The 16,499-nt window shown below is 61.4% G+C and carries 15 protein-coding genes and 1 pseudogene; 15 read left to right on the top strand and 1 reads right to left on the bottom strand.

Annotation, left to right across the window (positions count from 1 at the left end):
• Nucleotides 1–29: 29 nt before the first annotated feature.
• The 3 genes from WBP07_RS27720 to WBP07_RS27730 all read left to right on the top strand — a co-directional run bounded on the left by WBP07_RS27720 (nt 30) and on the right by WBP07_RS27730 (nt 2,225).
• Nucleotides 30–380, top strand: coding sequence for a carboxymuconolactone decarboxylase family protein (locus WBP07_RS27720; protein WP_395398180.1), 351 nt, complete (start codon nt 30–32; stop codon nt 378–380).
• A 65-nt stretch (nt 381–445) separates the two neighbouring features.
• Nucleotides 446–895: a cupin domain-containing protein gene (locus tag WBP07_RS27725; protein ID WP_395398181.1), complete on the top strand. Its 450-nt coding sequence runs from the start codon at nt 446–448 to the stop codon at nt 893–895.
• A 127-nt stretch (nt 896–1,022) separates the two neighbouring features.
• Nucleotides 1,023–2,225 (top strand): aldo/keto reductase, encoded by a 1,203-nt coding sequence (locus WBP07_RS27730; protein ID WP_395398182.1) that lies wholly within the window; start codon nt 1,023–1,025, stop codon nt 2,223–2,225.
• 56 nt (nt 2,226–2,281) lie between these two features.
• Here WBP07_RS27730 and WBP07_RS27735 read toward each other — a convergent pair whose 3' ends face one another.
• Nucleotides 2,282–3,175 carry a LysR family transcriptional regulator gene (locus tag WBP07_RS27735; protein ID WP_395398183.1) on the bottom strand — a complete coding sequence of 298 codons (894 nt, stop codon included), beginning with the start codon at nt 3,173–3,175 and terminating at the stop codon, nt 2,282–2,284.
• Between the two features lie 126 nt (nt 3,176–3,301).
• Between WBP07_RS27735 and WBP07_RS27740 the strand changes: the two genes are divergently transcribed.
• From WBP07_RS27740 to WBP07_RS27795, 12 genes and pseudogenes are all read left to right on the top strand, one after another.
• Nucleotides 3,302–4,285, top strand: a complete 984-nt coding sequence (locus WBP07_RS27740; RefSeq protein ID WP_395398258.1) for an aldo/keto reductase — start codon at nt 3,302–3,304, stop codon at nt 4,283–4,285.
• A gap of 119 nt (nt 4,286–4,404) precedes the next feature.
• A complete protein-coding gene (locus WBP07_RS27745) occupies nt 4,405–5,445 on the top strand; it encodes an aldo/keto reductase (RefSeq protein ID WP_395398259.1) in 1,041 nt (346 codons plus the stop codon).
• Nucleotides 5,442–6,029 carry a flavodoxin gene (locus WBP07_RS27750; protein WP_395398184.1) on the top strand — a complete coding sequence of 196 codons (588 nt, stop codon included), beginning with the start codon at nt 5,442–5,444 and terminating at the stop codon, nt 6,027–6,029. Before WBP07_RS27745 ends, WBP07_RS27750 begins: the two co-directional genes overlap by 4 nt.
• Nucleotides 6,030–6,173: 144 nt before the next feature.
• On the top strand, nt 6,174–7,031 hold the full coding sequence (locus tag WBP07_RS27755) for an aldo/keto reductase (RefSeq protein WP_395398185.1): 858 nt from the start codon (nt 6,174–6,176) through the stop codon (nt 7,029–7,031).
• Nucleotides 7,032–7,097: 66 nt separating this feature from the next.
• Nucleotides 7,098–7,634, top strand: coding sequence for a nuclear transport factor 2 family protein (locus tag WBP07_RS27760; protein ID WP_395398186.1), 537 nt, complete (start codon nt 7,098–7,100; stop codon nt 7,632–7,634).
• 18 nt (nt 7,635–7,652) lie between these two features.
• Complete coding sequence (locus WBP07_RS27765; RefSeq protein ID WP_395398187.1) at nt 7,653–8,834, top strand: carboxymuconolactone decarboxylase family protein; 1,182 nt, start codon at nt 7,653–7,655, stop codon at nt 8,832–8,834.
• Nucleotides 8,835–8,848: 14 nt separating this feature from the next.
• Nucleotides 8,849–9,475: an aldehyde dehydrogenase iron-sulfur subunit PaoA gene (paoA, locus tag WBP07_RS27770; RefSeq protein ID WP_395398188.1), complete on the top strand. Its 627-nt coding sequence runs from the start codon at nt 8,849–8,851 to the stop codon at nt 9,473–9,475.
• Nucleotides 9,472–10,425 (top strand): FAD binding domain-containing protein, encoded by a 954-nt coding sequence (locus WBP07_RS27775; protein ID WP_395398189.1) that lies wholly within the window; start codon nt 9,472–9,474, stop codon nt 10,423–10,425. Before paoA ends, WBP07_RS27775 begins: the two co-directional genes overlap by 4 nt.
• Nucleotides 10,422–12,680, top strand: coding sequence for a molybdopterin cofactor-binding domain-containing protein (locus WBP07_RS27780; RefSeq protein ID WP_395398190.1), 2,259 nt, complete (start codon nt 10,422–10,424; stop codon nt 12,678–12,680). Before WBP07_RS27775 ends, WBP07_RS27780 begins: the two co-directional genes overlap by 4 nt.
• A gap of 901 nt (nt 12,681–13,581) precedes the next feature.
• Nucleotides 13,582–13,866, top strand: coding sequence for a HigA family addiction module antitoxin (locus WBP07_RS27785; protein WP_395398191.1), 285 nt, complete (start codon nt 13,582–13,584; stop codon nt 13,864–13,866).
• Between the two features lie 67 nt (nt 13,867–13,933).
• Complete coding sequence (locus tag WBP07_RS27790; protein ID WP_395398192.1) at nt 13,934–15,028, top strand: restriction endonuclease; 1,095 nt, start codon at nt 13,934–13,936, stop codon at nt 15,026–15,028.
• A 423-nt stretch (nt 15,029–15,451) separates the two neighbouring features.
• A pseudogene (locus WBP07_RS27795) lies at nt 15,452–16,480 on the top strand (DUF4113 domain-containing protein); the annotation flags it as partial.
• Nucleotides 16,481–16,499: the final 19 nt, after the last annotated feature.

Here is a 16,499-nt window from a genome sequence, read left to right on the forward strand (position 1 = left end):
GCCTCATTCTAGCCGGAGGAGTATCTACGATGGCCGATGCCCAGACCGCCACCGAGAGTAGTGACAAGCAGCCTTCCCGCGCCCAGCAACTGATGGGCGATGTCGCGCCCAAGCTTGCCGAACTGACCGATGACGTTCTTTTCGGCGATGTCTGGGAGCGCCCCGGTCTTGCGAAGCGCGATCGCAGCCTCATCACCGTCTCGGCGCTTATCGCCCTCAATCGGCCGGAGCAGCTTCGCTCCCACATGCAGCTCGCGCGTCAGAACGGCGTGACCGAGACCGAACTGGTGGAGACGATTACCCAACTCGCCTTCTACACGGGCTGGCCGAACGCCATCACCGCCGTCGGCATCGCCCGCGAAGTGTTCAAGGCGCAATGAGCATGATCGGGGTGCCGAAACTTGCGATGGCCGCATTGGGTTTGGTCTGCTTGCCCGGTGCCGTAATGGCCGATACCACAAAGCCGGATGCCTCAGGTGTTGCGGTCATCCGAGCCGGGGACGGCCCGTCGACTCGCGGGGCAGCGGCCAATTTCACCGGCGTCGTGCATGTCGAAGGCCGTTTCCAGCAGGATTTGCCGGCCCGTGTCGGCGGGGCTACCGTCACTTTCGATCCAGGCGCACACACCGGATGGCATACCCATCCGTTGGGCCAAACGCTGGTGGTGACGCGCGGACATGGCTTCGTTCAGGAATGGCAGCAGCCCGCGCACGCCTTCGGGCCGGGCGACGTGATCTGGATTCCGCCTGGGGTCAAGCATTGGCACGGCGCGGCGCCGGGAGAAGCGATGACCCATGTTGCCATCGCCGAAATGCTGGACGGCAGATCGGTCACTTGGATGGAGCTTGTGAGCGATAGCCAATATGCCGAAGCCGTCGGGCATTCGCAGCCATAGGTATCTTTGTGCGCTGGGAAGGAAATTACTGCTACCAGTGAAATCATATAACACTTATACTGCAGCAATTGTATCGACATAAATTGAGTAATTCGAACGTACGTGAATTTTCGACTGCGCACCAATCTTGCTGAATTGGGAGAAAATCATGGAAGATCGCTCAAACGTCGAAAACCAGCATCGCCGCAATTTTATGATCGGCGCGGGGGCCCTGGGCATCGCCCCTTTGCTATTGTCTGCTTGCCAGAAATCGGACGACGATCATGCAAAAAAGCCGGATTCCACACCTGGTTCAGCTGCAAATCTCCGGCGCCGTCTTGGCCCGCTTGAAGTCTATCCGATCGGCTTGGGCGTCCAGTGGAATCCCGGAAGCGGCCAAGCGGTCAACGATCTTTATGCAAGCAGCACCGATCGCGCCTCGGGAATTGCCTTGATCCGCCGCGCGGTCGACCTGGGCGTAACCCTGTTCGACACCGCCGAGGTCTATGGCCCCTTCCTGTCGGAAGATATCCTTGGAGAGGCCTTGCAAGGCATTCGCGACAAGGTCGTCGTTTCGACCAAGTTCGGATTCGACGTCGACCCGGCAACAGGAGAGCGTCGCGGTAGTACCAACAGTCGTCCCGATCACATTCGGCAAGTGGTCGATGCCCAGCTGCGCAGACTGCGTACCGATCGGATCGATCTGCTCTATCAACACCGAGTCGATCCGAACGTGCCCATAGAGGACGTTGCGGGAACGATGAAAGACCTGGCTGCTCAGGGCAAAGTCCTTCACTACGGGCTGTCCGAACCTGGACTTCAAACGGTGCGGCGGGCCCACGCCGTGCATCCGGTTGCGGCTATCCAGAACGAATATTCAATGCTCTGGCGCGGGCCGGAGGCCCAGGTTCTGCCGCTGTGCGAGGAACTTGGCATCGGCTTCGTTCCATGGAGTCCACTGGGCATGGGCTTCCTCGCTGGCACCGTCAGCGCCCGGACAGGTTTCCGCGAAGGAGATTTCCGGGCCGCCGTTCCACGCTTCGCGCCGGACGCTCTCGCCAAGAACATGGCGCTCGTGCGGTTGGTGCAGGGTTGGGCGCTTCGGAAGGACGTGACGCCCGCGCAGCTTGCCCTGGCATGGCTGACGGCGGCAAAGCCCTGGATCGTCCCGATCCCAGGCACCACGAACCTGGTCCACATGGAGCAGAACGCCCGTGCCGCATCGGTAACCTTTACCGCCGCTGAGCTGGGTGAGCTGAACAAAGCCCTCGATGCAATTCACATCGAGGGCGAACGGCTTCCACCAGCAGTGATGGAGGCAACAGCTGTTGAAGCACCTCCCAAGCACTGAGAGCTGCCCCGCGACTATACAATCCGGTCATCGCTGCAATTCGCTGTCCCGGTCTATCAGCCCCGGTAGCGAAGGGTTTCCACCAGCAGCGCGAAAGCCGGCGATGTATGCCGCCGACTGGGATAATAGAGATGGTAGCCGGGGAACGGTTCGCACCAGTCCTCCAGGACGCGGACGAGCCGCCCGGCTGCCACATGGTCCAGCACCTGATCTTCCGGCAGATAGGCCAGGCCCAGGCCATCCAGCGCGGAGTTGAGGCGCAGACTGATATTGTTGAAGACCAGTTGGCCTTCGATGCGCACGTTCACCTCATGGCCGTCCTTGTCGAGATCCCACGGGAAGATCCCTCCATACGTTGGCAGGCGGATGCCGATGCAGTTTTGCGCGGTCAGATCCTGAGGCGAAAGGGGGATCGGGTAGCGGGTGAAGTAGTCGGGTGAGCCGACCACCGCCATCCGCAGGTCTGGGCCAATCCGAACGGCGATCATGTCCTTCGCAACCTGTTCACCCAGACGGACGCCGGCGTCATAGCCCTCTGCCACAATATCGGTCAGACCGTAATCGACGATGATCTCTACTCGGATGTCCGGGTTCTCAGGAAGAATGCGGCGCAATGCGGGCTGAAGGACCGAAACGGCCGGATGTTCGCCGGCATTGATGCGAATGGTGCCGGCCGGTTTTTCGCGCAACTGGCTTAGCGATGTCAGTTCCTGGGCGATTTCTTCGAAGCGAGGGGCCACGGTGTCGAAGAGCCGGCGCCCGGCTTCCGTTGGCGAGACACTTCGCGTCGTGCGCGTGAGCAGGCGCAGCCCGAGTTTTGCCTCCAAGCCTCTGATTGTCTGGCTAAGCGCCGATTGCGACACGCCGAGCTTGGCCGCCGCGCGGGTAAAGCTCAGCTCCCTGGCAACGACCACGAAGGCCGCCAGTTCGTTGTAGTTCTCGTTTGCCATTGATTAGCCCAACTTATCGAAACATGCGAATTATAGCGTCTAATCCAACCGGGGCCAGTGGCTTATCTTCGTGGTCTAGCGGCCGGACCGCAGATGGATGACTTTTCGGTTTCGAGGAGAATGACGATGATGAAGCGTATGCTTGGCAAGTCGGGTCTGGAAGTCTCGGCCATCGGGCTTGGCTGTATGGGATTGAGCTACGGCTACGGACCCGCCACCGACCGCGCAGACGCCATCGCCCTGATCCGGGCGGCTCATGAGCGCGGCGTCACCTTCTTCGACACCGCCGAAGCTTACGGCCCCGGCGTCAATGAAGAGGTCGTCGGTGAGGCGCTGGAGCCGGTACGCGACACGGTGGTGATCGCCACCAAGTTCGGCTTCGTCAATGGCGTGCCCGCTCAGGGTCTGGACAGCCGGCCAGAACGGATTCGACAGGTGGCCGATGAAGCGCTGAAGCGGCTGCGGACCGACCGCATCGATCTTTTCTATCAGCACCGGGTAGACCCAAATGTCCCCATCGAAGATGTGGCGGGTGCGGTCAAAGATCTTATCGAGGCTGGAAAGGTCAAGCATTTCGGGCTCTCCGAAGCAGGGCCCGAAGCTATCCGGCGCGCCCATGCGGTGCAGCCCGTGGCCGCATTGCAAAGCGAATATTCGATGTTCTGGCGTGAGCCGGAAGCCGAAATCCTGCCCCTTCTCGAAGAGCTGGGCATCGGCTTCGTGCCGTTCGCCCCGCTCGGCAAAGGTTTCCTCACCGGCCAGATGAAGGCCGATACGGTATTCGCGAAGGATGATTTCCGCAGCACGGTCCCTCGTTTTCAGGCAGACGCCCTGAAAGCGAACCAGGCTCTCGTCGATCTCGTTTCCACCCTTGCCTCCGAAAAGGGCGCGGCGCCGGCCCAGGTGGCGCTCGCCTGGCTGCTCGCCCAGCGGCCCTGGATCGTGCCGATACCGGGCACCACGAAGCTGCATAGGCTCGAAGAAAACCTGGGCGGCGCCACTGTCAAACTGACCGAGGCTGACCTTGTCCGTATCCGCGAGGCCTTGGCCGCAATCGCAATTGTCGGCGAACGCTACGGCAGCGCCCATCAGACTTTCGTGAACCGTTGAAAGGGTCAGACGTGAACACTGGACCGAACTTTGGGCGCCGGGCCATACTCGCTGCGGGCGCCGCTCTGGCGGCCGCCATCCCGGCGGGCGGAGCAAGCGCGTTGACCAATTCGGCCGGGCTGGCGCCGGCCCCGAATACGGGTGCATCCGGGCGCCGCAAATTGGGCGCGCTCGAAGTCTCGGCCATCGGTCTTGGCGTGCAGAACATGACCCGGACGTACCAGACGACAATCCCAAGCCGGCCGGAAATGATCCGCATTATCCGGGCGGCCTACGAGCGCGGCGTTACCTTCTTCGATTCCGCCGAAGCCTATGGCCCGCTGGAGGTGGAACGCATCCTTGGCGAAGCGGCACAGCCTTTCCGCAATTCCGTGGTTCTGGCCACCAAGTTCGGTTGGAACATCGATCCCGAGACCGGCCGTTTCCTGCCCGGTCTCAACAGCCGGCCAGACCATATTCGAACGGCTGTCGATGCCATGCTCAAACGGTTGCGCACTGACCGGGTCGATCTGCTCTACCAGCACCGCGTCGATCCCAATGTCCCGATCGAGGACGTCGCTGGCGTGATCAAGGACCTGAAGGCGCAAGGCAAAGTGCTGCACTGGGGTCTGTCCGAGATGGGCCTGAACACGCTGAGGCGCGCGCATGCAGAGCTTCCGGTGACCGCTGTGCAGAGCGAATACTCCATGCTTTGGCGCGGGCCGGAGGCGCAGGTCCTGCCGCTATGCGCCGAACTGGGCATCGGTTTCGTGCCCTGGAGTCCGCTCGGCGTCGGTTTCCTGACTGGCGCGATCGACGAACGCACCGCTTTTGCCGATGGTGATATCCGCAAGGGCGAGACGCGATTTGCGCGCGAGAACATTGCGTCCAACCTCGCTTTGGTATCGCTGCTGAAAACCTGGGCGACGCGTAAGCAGGCTTCGCCGGCGCAAATCGCCCTGGCCTGGCTATTGGCGCAACGGCCGTGGATCGCGCCTATCCCGGGCACCACGCAGATGGCGCACATGGTTGAGAACACCGGCGCACGCGATGTCTGGTTCACGGCGAGCGAGATTGCCGAGCTCAATGCCGCAGTCGCGGCAATCGCGGTAAAGGGAGATCGTCTGCCCCCTGGAGTGCAGACTCTGTCCGGCGTCGAAGCGGCGCCGAGATCATCGTGAGCGACGGGCCGGACTTCTCGCGGCGAATGATGCTCGCGGCACCGGCCGTATTGGCCTTTGCCAGCACCGCTGCCTGCGCCCAGGACGGAGGAGATACCCGCATGAAGGGCTCGAAGACACTCATCGCCTATGTCACTCGCTCGGGAAACACGCGAGTTATCGCAGAAACATTGCAGCGCGCGCTCAATGCCGATTTGTTCGATATCAGGCCGGCGCGGGCCTATCCCGCAGATTATGAGCAGCACGTTGCCCAGGCCACGCGCGAGCGCGACAGCGGACTGGAACCGCCGCTCGCCGGCCGGGTCGAGAATATCGCGAGCTACGACGAGATATTCCTGGGCTTTCCGATCTGGGGTGAGACTACGCCCGCAACAGTCCGCTCTTTCCTGACCGTTCACGATCTCACGGGGAAGACACTGCGCCCCTTTATCACCCATGGCGGCTACGGTGCTGGCAACAGCATGTCGGTGGTCGAAAACCATGCACGGGGCGCGCGAATCCAGGAACCGTTCGTGATGGAAGCCGATCAAGAGCGGCGTACACTCAATCAAATCAATAGCTGGCTCGGCCGCATTCGAGGATGATGACAATGAAGACGGCTTGGCGCTGACCGCTCAGGACCTAGCGCGCATTCCCCAAGCCTGTCGGGGATTCAAATTGATGGGGTGCGCTCTGCCGCTTCGCACCAACAGATTGTGAACCGCTGAACCAAAAAAGGAACCATCGTCATGACCAGCAACGTTCCCAGCGTCACCCTGAACAACGGCGTCGAGATGCCGATCCTCGGGTTTGGCGTGTTTCAGGTGCCCGATCCCGCAGAATGCGAGCGCAGCGTACGCGACGCGATCGACGTCGGTTATCGCCTACTCGATACCGCCGCATCCTACGGCAACGAAGAGGCGGTCGGCGCCGCCATCAAAAGCCACGGCATCGACCGGAGTGAGCTGTTCGTTACCACCAAGCTCTGGGTGCAGGATGCCAGCTACGAGGGTGCCAAGGCCGCGTTCGAGCGATCGATCAACAAGCTCGGGTTGGACTATCTCGACCTATGGCTGATCCATCAGCCCTATGGTGACGTGTACGGCGCATGGCGCGCGATGGAGGAGCTGCACAAGGCCGGGCGCATCCGCGCGATCGGCATCAGCAATTTCTACCCCGATCGCCTTGTCGACTTCGTGCTGCACAACGAGGTGAAGCCGGCGGTCAACCAGATCGAGATCCATCCGTTTCACCAGCAGACCGATGCAGTGAAGATCCTGGCGGAATACGGCGTCCAGCCAGAGGCGTGGGGACCGTTCGCGGAAGGCAAGAATGGCCTGTTCACGAACGCGGTGCTGCAGCCGATCGCCGACAAGCACGGCAAGAGCATCGCCCAGGTCGTGCTTCGCTGGCTGACCGACCGGAGGATCATCGCGATCCCTAAGTCGGTGCGCAAGGAGCGCATGGCGCAGAACTTCGATATCTTCGATTTCGATCTCGACGCCGGCGACGTCGAAGCGATCGCCAAGCTCGATCAGAACGCCAGCAGCTTCTTTGATCATCGCGACCCCGCGATGGTGAAGTGGCTGGGCGAACGGAAGCTCTGATCATCATTGCAGGCTGATGTTCCGGCATCGGCCTGCCCCTTTCAACCTCGTGCGGGAGCAGTTGTGATGGACATTCGATCGACCCAGGGAATGAAGCGGCTTAGCCTGCTAGGTGCAGCCGCCATGTCGGTGCTGCCTATGCAACCGTTGCTCGCGCAACAAACGCCGGCACCACCCACGGAGACGATCAAGACGGCCGCCACGCATACCCCGACCGAGCAGCAGGTCATCGACCTGTCGAAGACCAAATGGGACTGGATGGCAGACAAGAAGGTCGACTCCCTCGCGACGCTCTTCGACGATCGGGCCATGTTCACCCACATGGGAGGAACCTGGGGCAAGACCCAGGAACTCGCCACCATCCAGAGCGGTGGCATCTGGTACAAGGAGGCGTCGATCTACGCGGTTGATGTGCGGGTGTTCGGCAACACCGCGATCGTGCTGGAAGACCTGGACCTGGAGGCCGTGGTCGGCGGCCGCACCGTCACCAATCCCTTCATGGTCACGGAAGTTTACAACAAGCAGGCTGGCAAGTGGCGCCTGGCCCAGCTCACCTTCTCGCGCCTCGTTAGGCCGGTGAAGGCGAGCGCTGGCAGCAATTAGTCCCGACCGGAGGCCGGGATGGGAGACGAAACGATTAAGGTCGCAACTGCAACCGCTGCCGCGCTGGCGATGGCTGTGCCGGTCGAGGCACAGGATCGTCCATCCGTCGCGCCCAAAAACATGCAGGCAATCGCGCCGGCACTGGCTGGCTATACCGACCGGGTGCTGTTCGGCGATGTGTGGGGGCGTCCCGAGCTGGCCCCGCGCGACCGCAGCATCGTCACGCTGTCGGTGCTGATCGCTACCGGCAAAACCGCGCAGATGACGGGCCATCTTGGCCGTGGTCTCGATAACGGCATCAAACCGTCCGAGGTGGCGGGCATGGTGACGCAACTCGCCTTCTATACCGGGTGGCCGAACGCTGTGTCGGCCTTGAATGAGGTCGAGAAGGTATTCGCCGAGCGTCACGTCGATCTAACGACGCTTGCAGCGGTGCCTCCAGCCACCGCCCCGCTCCCCGCCTCCGATCCCGCGCGTGCCGCGACCGTGAACCGGACGCTCGCTCCTATCGCACCCAAGCTCGCGCAGCTCACCAACGACGTCGTGTTCGCCGACTTGTGGCGCCGCACCGACTTATCGCCCCGCGACCGTAGCCTCGTCACCATCGTCGCGCTTTCCGCAGGTGGTGATGGCGACCAGCTCGCCTTCCATGTCCAGCGTGGCCTCGAAAACGGGCTGACGCAGCCGCAGATCGTCGAGGCGTTGACCCATCTCGCTTTCTACGCAGGGTGGCCGAAGGCGAACGCCGCCATCGGCGTCGCAGGCAAGGTGTTTGCCAAGAAGGAGGTTGCCGCCATGTCAGACGTTCAGGTTATCCGTCCTGGCCAGGAGCCGAAGTCTGGTGCCGCCGACTATTTCACCGGCAGCGTGTCGGTCGCATCACCCTTCAAAGGCACTGGCGATGCGCGCCTTGGCGGTGCGACAGTGACGTTCCAACCGGGCGCGCATACGAACTGGCACACGCATCCGCTGGGGCAATTGCTGATCGTCACCGCTGGACACGGATGGGTCCAGGTCGACGGCGAGGCTGCGAAGCCGATCGCGACGGGCGACACCGTGTTTATATCGCCCGGCGTCAAGCACTGGCATGGTGCGGCACGCGATACCGCGATGACCCACGTTGCGGTGTCGGAAGCGCAGGACGGTACGTCCGTGACCTGGCTCGAACCAGTCGCCGACGACTTATACAACAAGCTGTAACGGGAGAGACGGCGATGATGAGCGAGATCGAGATGTCGAGGCGCGGTGTCCTCGCTGGCAGCGCCGCAGCGGCTGCGTTGGCAGCGGCCCCGCAAGTGGACGCACAGCCCGCTAAAGCTGCTGCGGCCGCGACCATGCCGGTATCGCTCACCGTCAACGGCAAGCGTCGTGACCTCACCCTCGACACGCGCACGACGCTGCTCGATGCGCTGCGCGAGCATCTGAAGCTCACCGGCACGAAGAAGGGCTGCGATCACGGGCAGTGCGGAGCCTGCACCGTCATCGTCAACGGCGAGCGGATCAATTCCTGCCTGAGCCTCGCCGTCCAGCATCAAGGCGACGAGGTGAAGACGATCGAAGGGTTGGGCACACCGGACAAGCTCCATCCCATCCAGGCCGCGTTCGTCCGTCATGATGGCTATCAGTGCGGCTATTGCACGCCGGGCCAGATTTGTTCGGCCGTCGCGGTACTAGACGAGATCAAGCGCGGCGTGCCGAGCCATGTCCAGGCTGATCTTTCTGCGCGGCCGCAGCCGACCAACATTGAAATGCGAGAGCGGATGAGCGGCAATATCTGTCGTTGCGGTGCCTATTCCAACATCGCCGAGGCGATGGCGGAAATCGCGGGAGCAAAGGCATGAAGCCCTTCACCTATGAGCGCGCAAAGACGCCGGCGGACGCCGCTGCCGCTGTTGCCCGTCAGCCCGGAGCAAAGTTCCTCGCCGGGGGCACCAACCTGCTCGACCTGATGAAGCTGGAAATCGAGACGCCCCGGCATCTGGTCGACGTCCAGGACCTGAAGCTCGATCGGATCGAGCCGACGACGGATGGTGGCTTGCGGATCGGCGCGCTGGTCACGAACACCGCGCTCGCTGCCGACACCCGCGTCCGTCGCGATTATGGCGTGTTGACCCGCGCGATCGTGGCCGGCGCCTCCGGCCAGCTTCGCAACAAGGCGACCACGGCGGGCAATCTGCTTCAGCGGACCCGCTGTCCCTATTTCTATGACCCCAACATGCCTTGCAACAAGCGCAAGCCGGGGTCGGGCTGCGCTGCGATCGGTGGCTATTCGCGTCAGCTCGCCGTGATCGGTTCGAGCGACCAGTGCATTGCCACCTATCCCGGCGATATGGCTGTGGCGATGCGCGTGCTGGATGCGACCGTGGAGACGGTCAAGGCAGATGGCACGACCCGCGCGATCCCGATCGCCGATTTCCACCGTCTGCCCGGCGATAAGCCTCACCTCGACAACAACCTTGAAACGGCTGAGCTGATTACGGCGGTGACGCTGCCCCGGCCGCTTGGCGGCACGCACCATTATGAGAAGGTTCGCGACCGGGCGTCCTATGCCTTCGCGCTCGTCTCAGTTGCGGCCGTGCTTCAGCAGGACGGGAGTGGCCGCGTCGCGTTCGGCGGGGTCGCGCACAAGCCGTGGCGGGTCGAAGCGGCCGACGCCGTGATGGTCCAAGGGGCCGCAGCCGTGACGTCCAGGGCGTTCGCGAACGCCCGGCCGACAGAGGACAATGCATTCAAGATACCGCTCGCGACGCGGGCGCTTGCAGCCACCATCGCGGAGGGCAAGTCAGCATGAAGTTCGACACGCCAGCAGGCACCAACCCAATCGACAGGGGAAAGGTTGTCGGCAAGCCGCACCCGCGCGTTGAGGGACCGCTGAAGACGACCGGGCGCGCGGTCTATTCCTATGAGAACCATGAGGCCGCGCCGAACGCCGCCTATGGCTATGTTGTCGGTTCGGGCATCGCCAAAGGCCGCATATCGTCGATGGACGTGCGCGAGGCCAAGGCCGCGCCGGGTGTCCTTGCGATCGTGACGGCCGATAATGCCGGCCCGATCAAGAAGCAGGGATTCTACGTCGCCAAGCCGCTCGCTGGCCCGGAGATCGAGCATTACCATCAGGCGATCGCGCTGGTCGTCGCCGAGACATTCGAGCAGGCGCGCCATGCCGCATCGCTGATCCGGGTCGATTATGCGCGCGGACAGGGTGCGTTCGATCTTGCCGCCGCACGGGCTGGCGCAAAGCCGCATCAGCGTCAGCCGGACGTGCGCATGGGCGACTTCGATACGGCGTTTGCGTCGGCCCCGGTGAAGGTCGATGGTACTTACACCACCCCCGACCACAGCCACATGATGCTGGAGCCGCACGCCACGATCGCGCGCTGGGATGGCGACCATTTGACGCTATGGTCCGCGCAGCAGATCGTGGGATGGGCGCGGCGCGACCTTGGTAACAAACTCAGCATCCCGCAGGACAAAATCCGCATCGTCGCGACCTACATTGGTGGCGGGTTCGGCGGAAAGGGTAGCGTCTGTTCGGACGCGATCCTCGCGGCGCTTGGCGCTCGCGCGATCGGCCGCGCGGTGAAGGTGGCGTTGCCGCGCCCGCTGATGCCGAACAATACGACGCACCGCCCGGCGACGATCCAGCGGGTCCGTCTGGCGGCGGGTCGCGACGGCAAGCTGGTCGCGGTCGGCCACGAAACCCTGTCGGGCAATCTACCGGGAGGCGGTCCAGAGATCGCGGCTGCGCAGACGCAGTTGCTCTATGCAGGGGCCAACCGTCTCAACCTGACCCGGCTCGCGATTCTCGACTTGCCCGAAGGTAATGCGATGCGCGCACCAGGCGAGGCGTCGGGCCTGATGGCGCTCGAAATGGCGATGGACGAGCTGGCCGAGAAGCTGGGGATGGACCCGGTGGAGCTGCGCGTCATCAACGACACTCAGGTCGTGCCGGGCGACCCTGGTCGTGGCTCACCCACCGATCCGCAATCAGCGAGCGGCAATCAGGGCAAGGCGGAGGAAGGTCCGCGACCGTTCTCAATCCGGCAGTTCGTGCCATGCCTGCGCATAGGTGCCGAGCGCTTCGGGTGGAAGGAGCGAAGCCCCAAGCCCGGCAGTCGCCATGAAGGCCGCTGGCTGATCGGCATGGGGATGGCATCCGCGATCCGCGGCGCGCCAATCATTCCGGCGGGTGGGCGTGTCACGCTCGACGGCAAGGGGATCGTGACCGTCGAAAGCAACATGACCGACATGGGTACGGGCAGCTACACCATCATCGGCCAGACGGTCGCGGAGATGATGGGCCTGCCCCTCGACCGCGTTGTGGTGAAGCTCGCAGACTCGAATTATCCCGAAGCGTTCGGGGGTGGCGGACAGGGTGGTGCCGCATCTGCCACAGCCGGAGCCTATGCCGCGTGCGTCAAGCTGCGCGAGGCCGTGGCGACGAAGCTCGGGTTCAATTCTGCGGACGCCGAGTTCGTCGACGGCGAGGTCCGTGCCGGCAATCGGCGGGCACCGCTCGCCCAGGCCGCGAAGGAAGGTGCGATCACGGCCGAAGATAAGATGGAATATGGCGACCTGTCGAAGCGGTTCGAGCAGCAGACCTTCGGTGCCCATTTCTGCGAGGTCGCAGTTGATGCCTATACCGGTGAAATCCGCATTCGGCGGATGCTCGCCGTCTGCGCGGCCGGACGCATCCTCAATCCCATCACCGCCCGCAGCCAGGTGATTGGCGGCATGGTGGGCGGCGCGGGCGCGGCGCTGATGGAAGAGCTGGCCGTCGACAAGCGCTTCGGCTTCTTCGTCAATCACGACCTCGCCGGATACGAAGTGCCGGTCCATGCCGACATCCCGCATCAGGAGGTGATTTTCCTGGAGGAAACCGATCCCACCATGTCGCCCTTAAAGGCGAAGGGCGTGGGCGAGCTTGGTATTTCCGGCGTCGCCCCCGCCATCGCCAACGCTGTTTATAACGCAACCGGGGTGCGAATACGTGAATACCCTGTCACGCTCGACAAACATCTGGCGAAGCTGCCGGAGATCGTATGATGTAGGTGGGCAGCGATTCTCGCGCCGTACCGTGCTGGCGACCCCGGCGATGCTGTCGCTCGTTGGCACAGCATGCGCCGAGGAACCGGAGCAGCCCCGCGTCCGCGCGGACAAGGCACTGGTCGCGTATCTCACCCGCTCAGGTAACACCCGTGTGATCGCGGGAAAACTGCAACGAACCGCGGGGAGCTGACCTCTTTGAAATCTGTCCCCGCGACCCTACCCGGAAGATTATGAGCAGCATGTCTCGCAGGCCACAAGAAGATACCTATTCGAGCCACCAATTTTTTAGAGGGATGCCTCATCGACTGAGCCTTTGAATTTGAAGCGGTAGCCGACAAGCAGCCTTATGGTCGTTCAGTGGCCGCTTTCGTCTAATTCAGACGTTCGCGTTAGCATGGCCAAATGTCTTAATGTGGTCGCATCCTGCCGGATCCGAGATCTTCAGAGGCGCTAATGTTGGGGAGGGGCATTCGATCAAGTCGCCTCGACACCCTCAACGCTAAAATCGGAAACTGTTCGCCGGTATGTGTTGCTCCTGGACGTCGAGCAATTCCCGAAAGATCGAAGGTGGCACTGGAAGTTATTGCATCCCGTATCGTTACACGTAACACCGATGCATAATTATCGGATTTCGACATAAGGGACTTGAAACTTTTTGTGGAACCGGATCGACGCGTGGTATCCAAGACAATCATGCTCAGAAAATTCGCAACATCCTCGGATTCTTGGAAGTTTCAGGTGGTCTGGATGACCTGCCATTTCCATCCTTAAAGTTGCCCTCTCAAAGCAACTTGAATGGCCAATGGTCGATTTGGTGAATGGTAATTGGCGCATTACATTCCGCTTCGTCGGTCCGATGCTGAACTTGTAGATTATCAGAGCTATCGAGGACCTGACCATGATGCAAAATCCTCCCCATCCCGGCAAAACTCTCAAGGACGAAGTGATCGCGCCTTTGGGTTTGTCTGTCACCGAGGCGGCAGAACGGCTTGCAATGTCGCGAGTTGCTTTGTCGCGAGTGCTGAACGGGAAGGCTGGCATTAGCCCCGACTTGGCGCTGCGGCTTGAGCAGGCGGGGGTTAGCACCGCGCGCGCTTGGGTGGCATTGCAGGCCAACTATGATCTTTGGTGCGCGAGGCAGCATCAACAGCCGCCAGTGAGAGCCTTGCGGGACGCAGCCTGAAGGCAATCCCGTCCCGAATAGCATAGTGATAAATGATTAAGGCGCGCACTGTAAGCTTGGCTTTCAAATGGGGGTAATGCACGTGTGGCCATTTTCTAAAAAGCGTAACGTTGAGGTATCGAGCGAGAGCGTCGTTGAGGCTCCAGCGGGCCTCACTCCTGAGCAGATGGAGCAAGTGCTGTTGCTCCATAGGGGCGAAGGCGCTCATTTTTCGCTTTTCTATGCCAATCTCAATGGCCATGAACATGAAGTCATCACGCCAGATACAATCCATGAGTTTATCCAGGTCATTCAGGCTGAACCAAACTTCACTGAAAATGGACGGACCTATGCAGCCAATCGTTTAGCCAGCGAAGCGGATTTCACTTGCCGCAGCGACGTGTTCGAACTCCTGATGTTTGGCCACATGAACAACAAAAATCAGGAACATAAGGGCCTGATCCTCGCCTGGCGAAACGCGGTCAGAAAATACGGTTTTGCTGATCTGTGCGCCCGCATTGGGTTTGACCATTTAGAATTCCTTGAACGAGCTACCGTCAGCCGCAGGCAAGCTGACCTCAATAGGGTCTATGCGAAGCTCGAAGAGCGTAAGCAGTACCTGAAGCCGTTGCTCCTTCGCGCTATGGCGAAGGGGCGAAACAAGTACGGCGAGGTCGATTATGGGGAGTACGTCAAAGAGGTTTCAGATTTCTTTGATTACTATTTCCCCGGAGAATCGCTGCCGTTCTTTTTCGGCCGCAACCCGATACTCAGTGCGGTCAGGTATCTTAAAGATTGGGTAAGTGAACCTCAGGAGACGATTAGAATTCCGCTTGACGGCATCGACTTTGAGCATTGGTGCGCAGCCCGCTTAGAAGAACAAGGATGGGCAGCGCGTGTAAGTCAAGCCAGCGGCGACCAGGGTGTTGATATTGAGGCTATGAAGGACGGCAAAACCGTCGCCATCCAGTGCAAGCGCTACGCTCAGGTGATTGGCAATAAGGCTATCCAAGAAGCCTACGCAGGTATGATGCACTACCGTGCGGACGCGGCGTGCGTCATCGGCACTGGCGGTTACACGGCGTCAGCGATTGAGCTTGGAAACAGCACTGGAGTCCTTCTGATCGACGCAGAGAATATCAGCGAGTTCAGCTATCTCGTTGAATCTCACGCGCAGCAATGAGCAGGAGAGTAGCTTGAAGCATCGGGATAGTCCGAACTGGCTGAGTTTCGAAAAGGCCTGGCTGGCTTGGACACCCGAGCAAACGTGAAGCGTGAAAGGGGCCATTAAAAGGGCCACTTTGCTAAAGAAGCGGGTTTAGGCTCCGCCATTTAGAAAAGTCACTTGTAGCACAAGATAGAAATGTCACCTCTCGATGCCTCTGGGGCAGTTGCGCTAAGTGGGTTACGATCAAGGATGTTTTATGTGGGGAACCTTCGGTTCCCCACATAAAACATCCTTGATCGTTCAAAAACATCATCAGTTCGCATCTCGCTCTTATTCATTATCGAGAGAGGTTGGTGCAAACTGCTGTTGCTAAAGACGAATTCTGAACCCGAATTCCGCAAGGCGTACAATTCTAATTGACTTCTATTCCACATAAACGCGGACATGAACCGGCGTTTCAATGCGGTGATTGCCGAGTTCACCGATACGGTCGAAATCTACTCGATCGACGAATCCTTCTTTCGTCTGCCGGTATTGCCGAGCGGCCTCGGCGACGTCGAAATGGCGCACCGTGTCCGCGCGGCCGTCAAGCGCTCGGTAGGCCTCCCCACCCGCATTGGCCTCGGGCCGACCCGCACACTCAGCAAAGTGGCAAACGCCCTCGCCAAGGCGTCCGAAAAGGTATGGGGCGGGGTCGTCGATCTGCATGACGAAGGCCTGCGGCGCCGGCTCTTGGCGGCCTGGCCGATCGAGGAAGTCTGGGGCATCGGACCTGCATTGGCGAAGCGACTGCGGCCGCTCGGCGTCCGGACGACTGGCGAGCTTGCTGCACTTCCCGCAAAAGTGGCGCGCGACGTGGGAACGGTCGTGCTCGAGCGGCTGGTGCGCGAACTCAACGGCATCGAATGCAGCGATTTCGAGCCGGAGCCGGCTGCGCTAAAGTCCACGGCGGTCACGCGCAACTTTGGCGAACCGGTTCGGGACGTCGAGGCGCTGCGTGAAGCCATGGTGCGGCGCGCCGTACGCGCGGCCGAGAAAATCCGTAACCAGCGGTTGCAGGCGAGCCGCCTGATTGCCTTCGCACATGGCAGTCGCTTCAAGCCGAACGCGCCTTCGGCCTCGCGCGTCGGGCGGCTTTCGCCTGCCAGCAACGATCCGCGCGTCATTGCCGGCATGGCCGGCAGGATGGCCGAGGCCATGTTCGAGGTTGGCGCAGTCTACACCAAGTGCGGTGTGATGCTCGAGGGACTGGAGCAGGAGGCGCAGGGGCAGCTCGACATGTTTGCCGCGCCCGATCCCCGGTCGCCGAAGCTGCTGGCCGCGCTCGACGAGATCAATACAAGGTTCGGGCGCCAGACCTTGCGGCTGGGTTCCGAAGGGATGGGCGTGAAGGCCTATGATACCAAGCGTGCCTTGAAAAGCCCCTCCTGGACCACACGGATCGATCAGGTTCCGGTGGCGCGGTGAGACTGCCGGCCCCCCGTGT

The sequence above is a fragment of the Novosphingobium oxfordense genome (genome assembly GCF_044029435.1).
In the GTDB taxonomy this organism is placed as follows: domain Bacteria; phylum Pseudomonadota; class Alphaproteobacteria; order Sphingomonadales; family Sphingomonadaceae; genus Novosphingobium.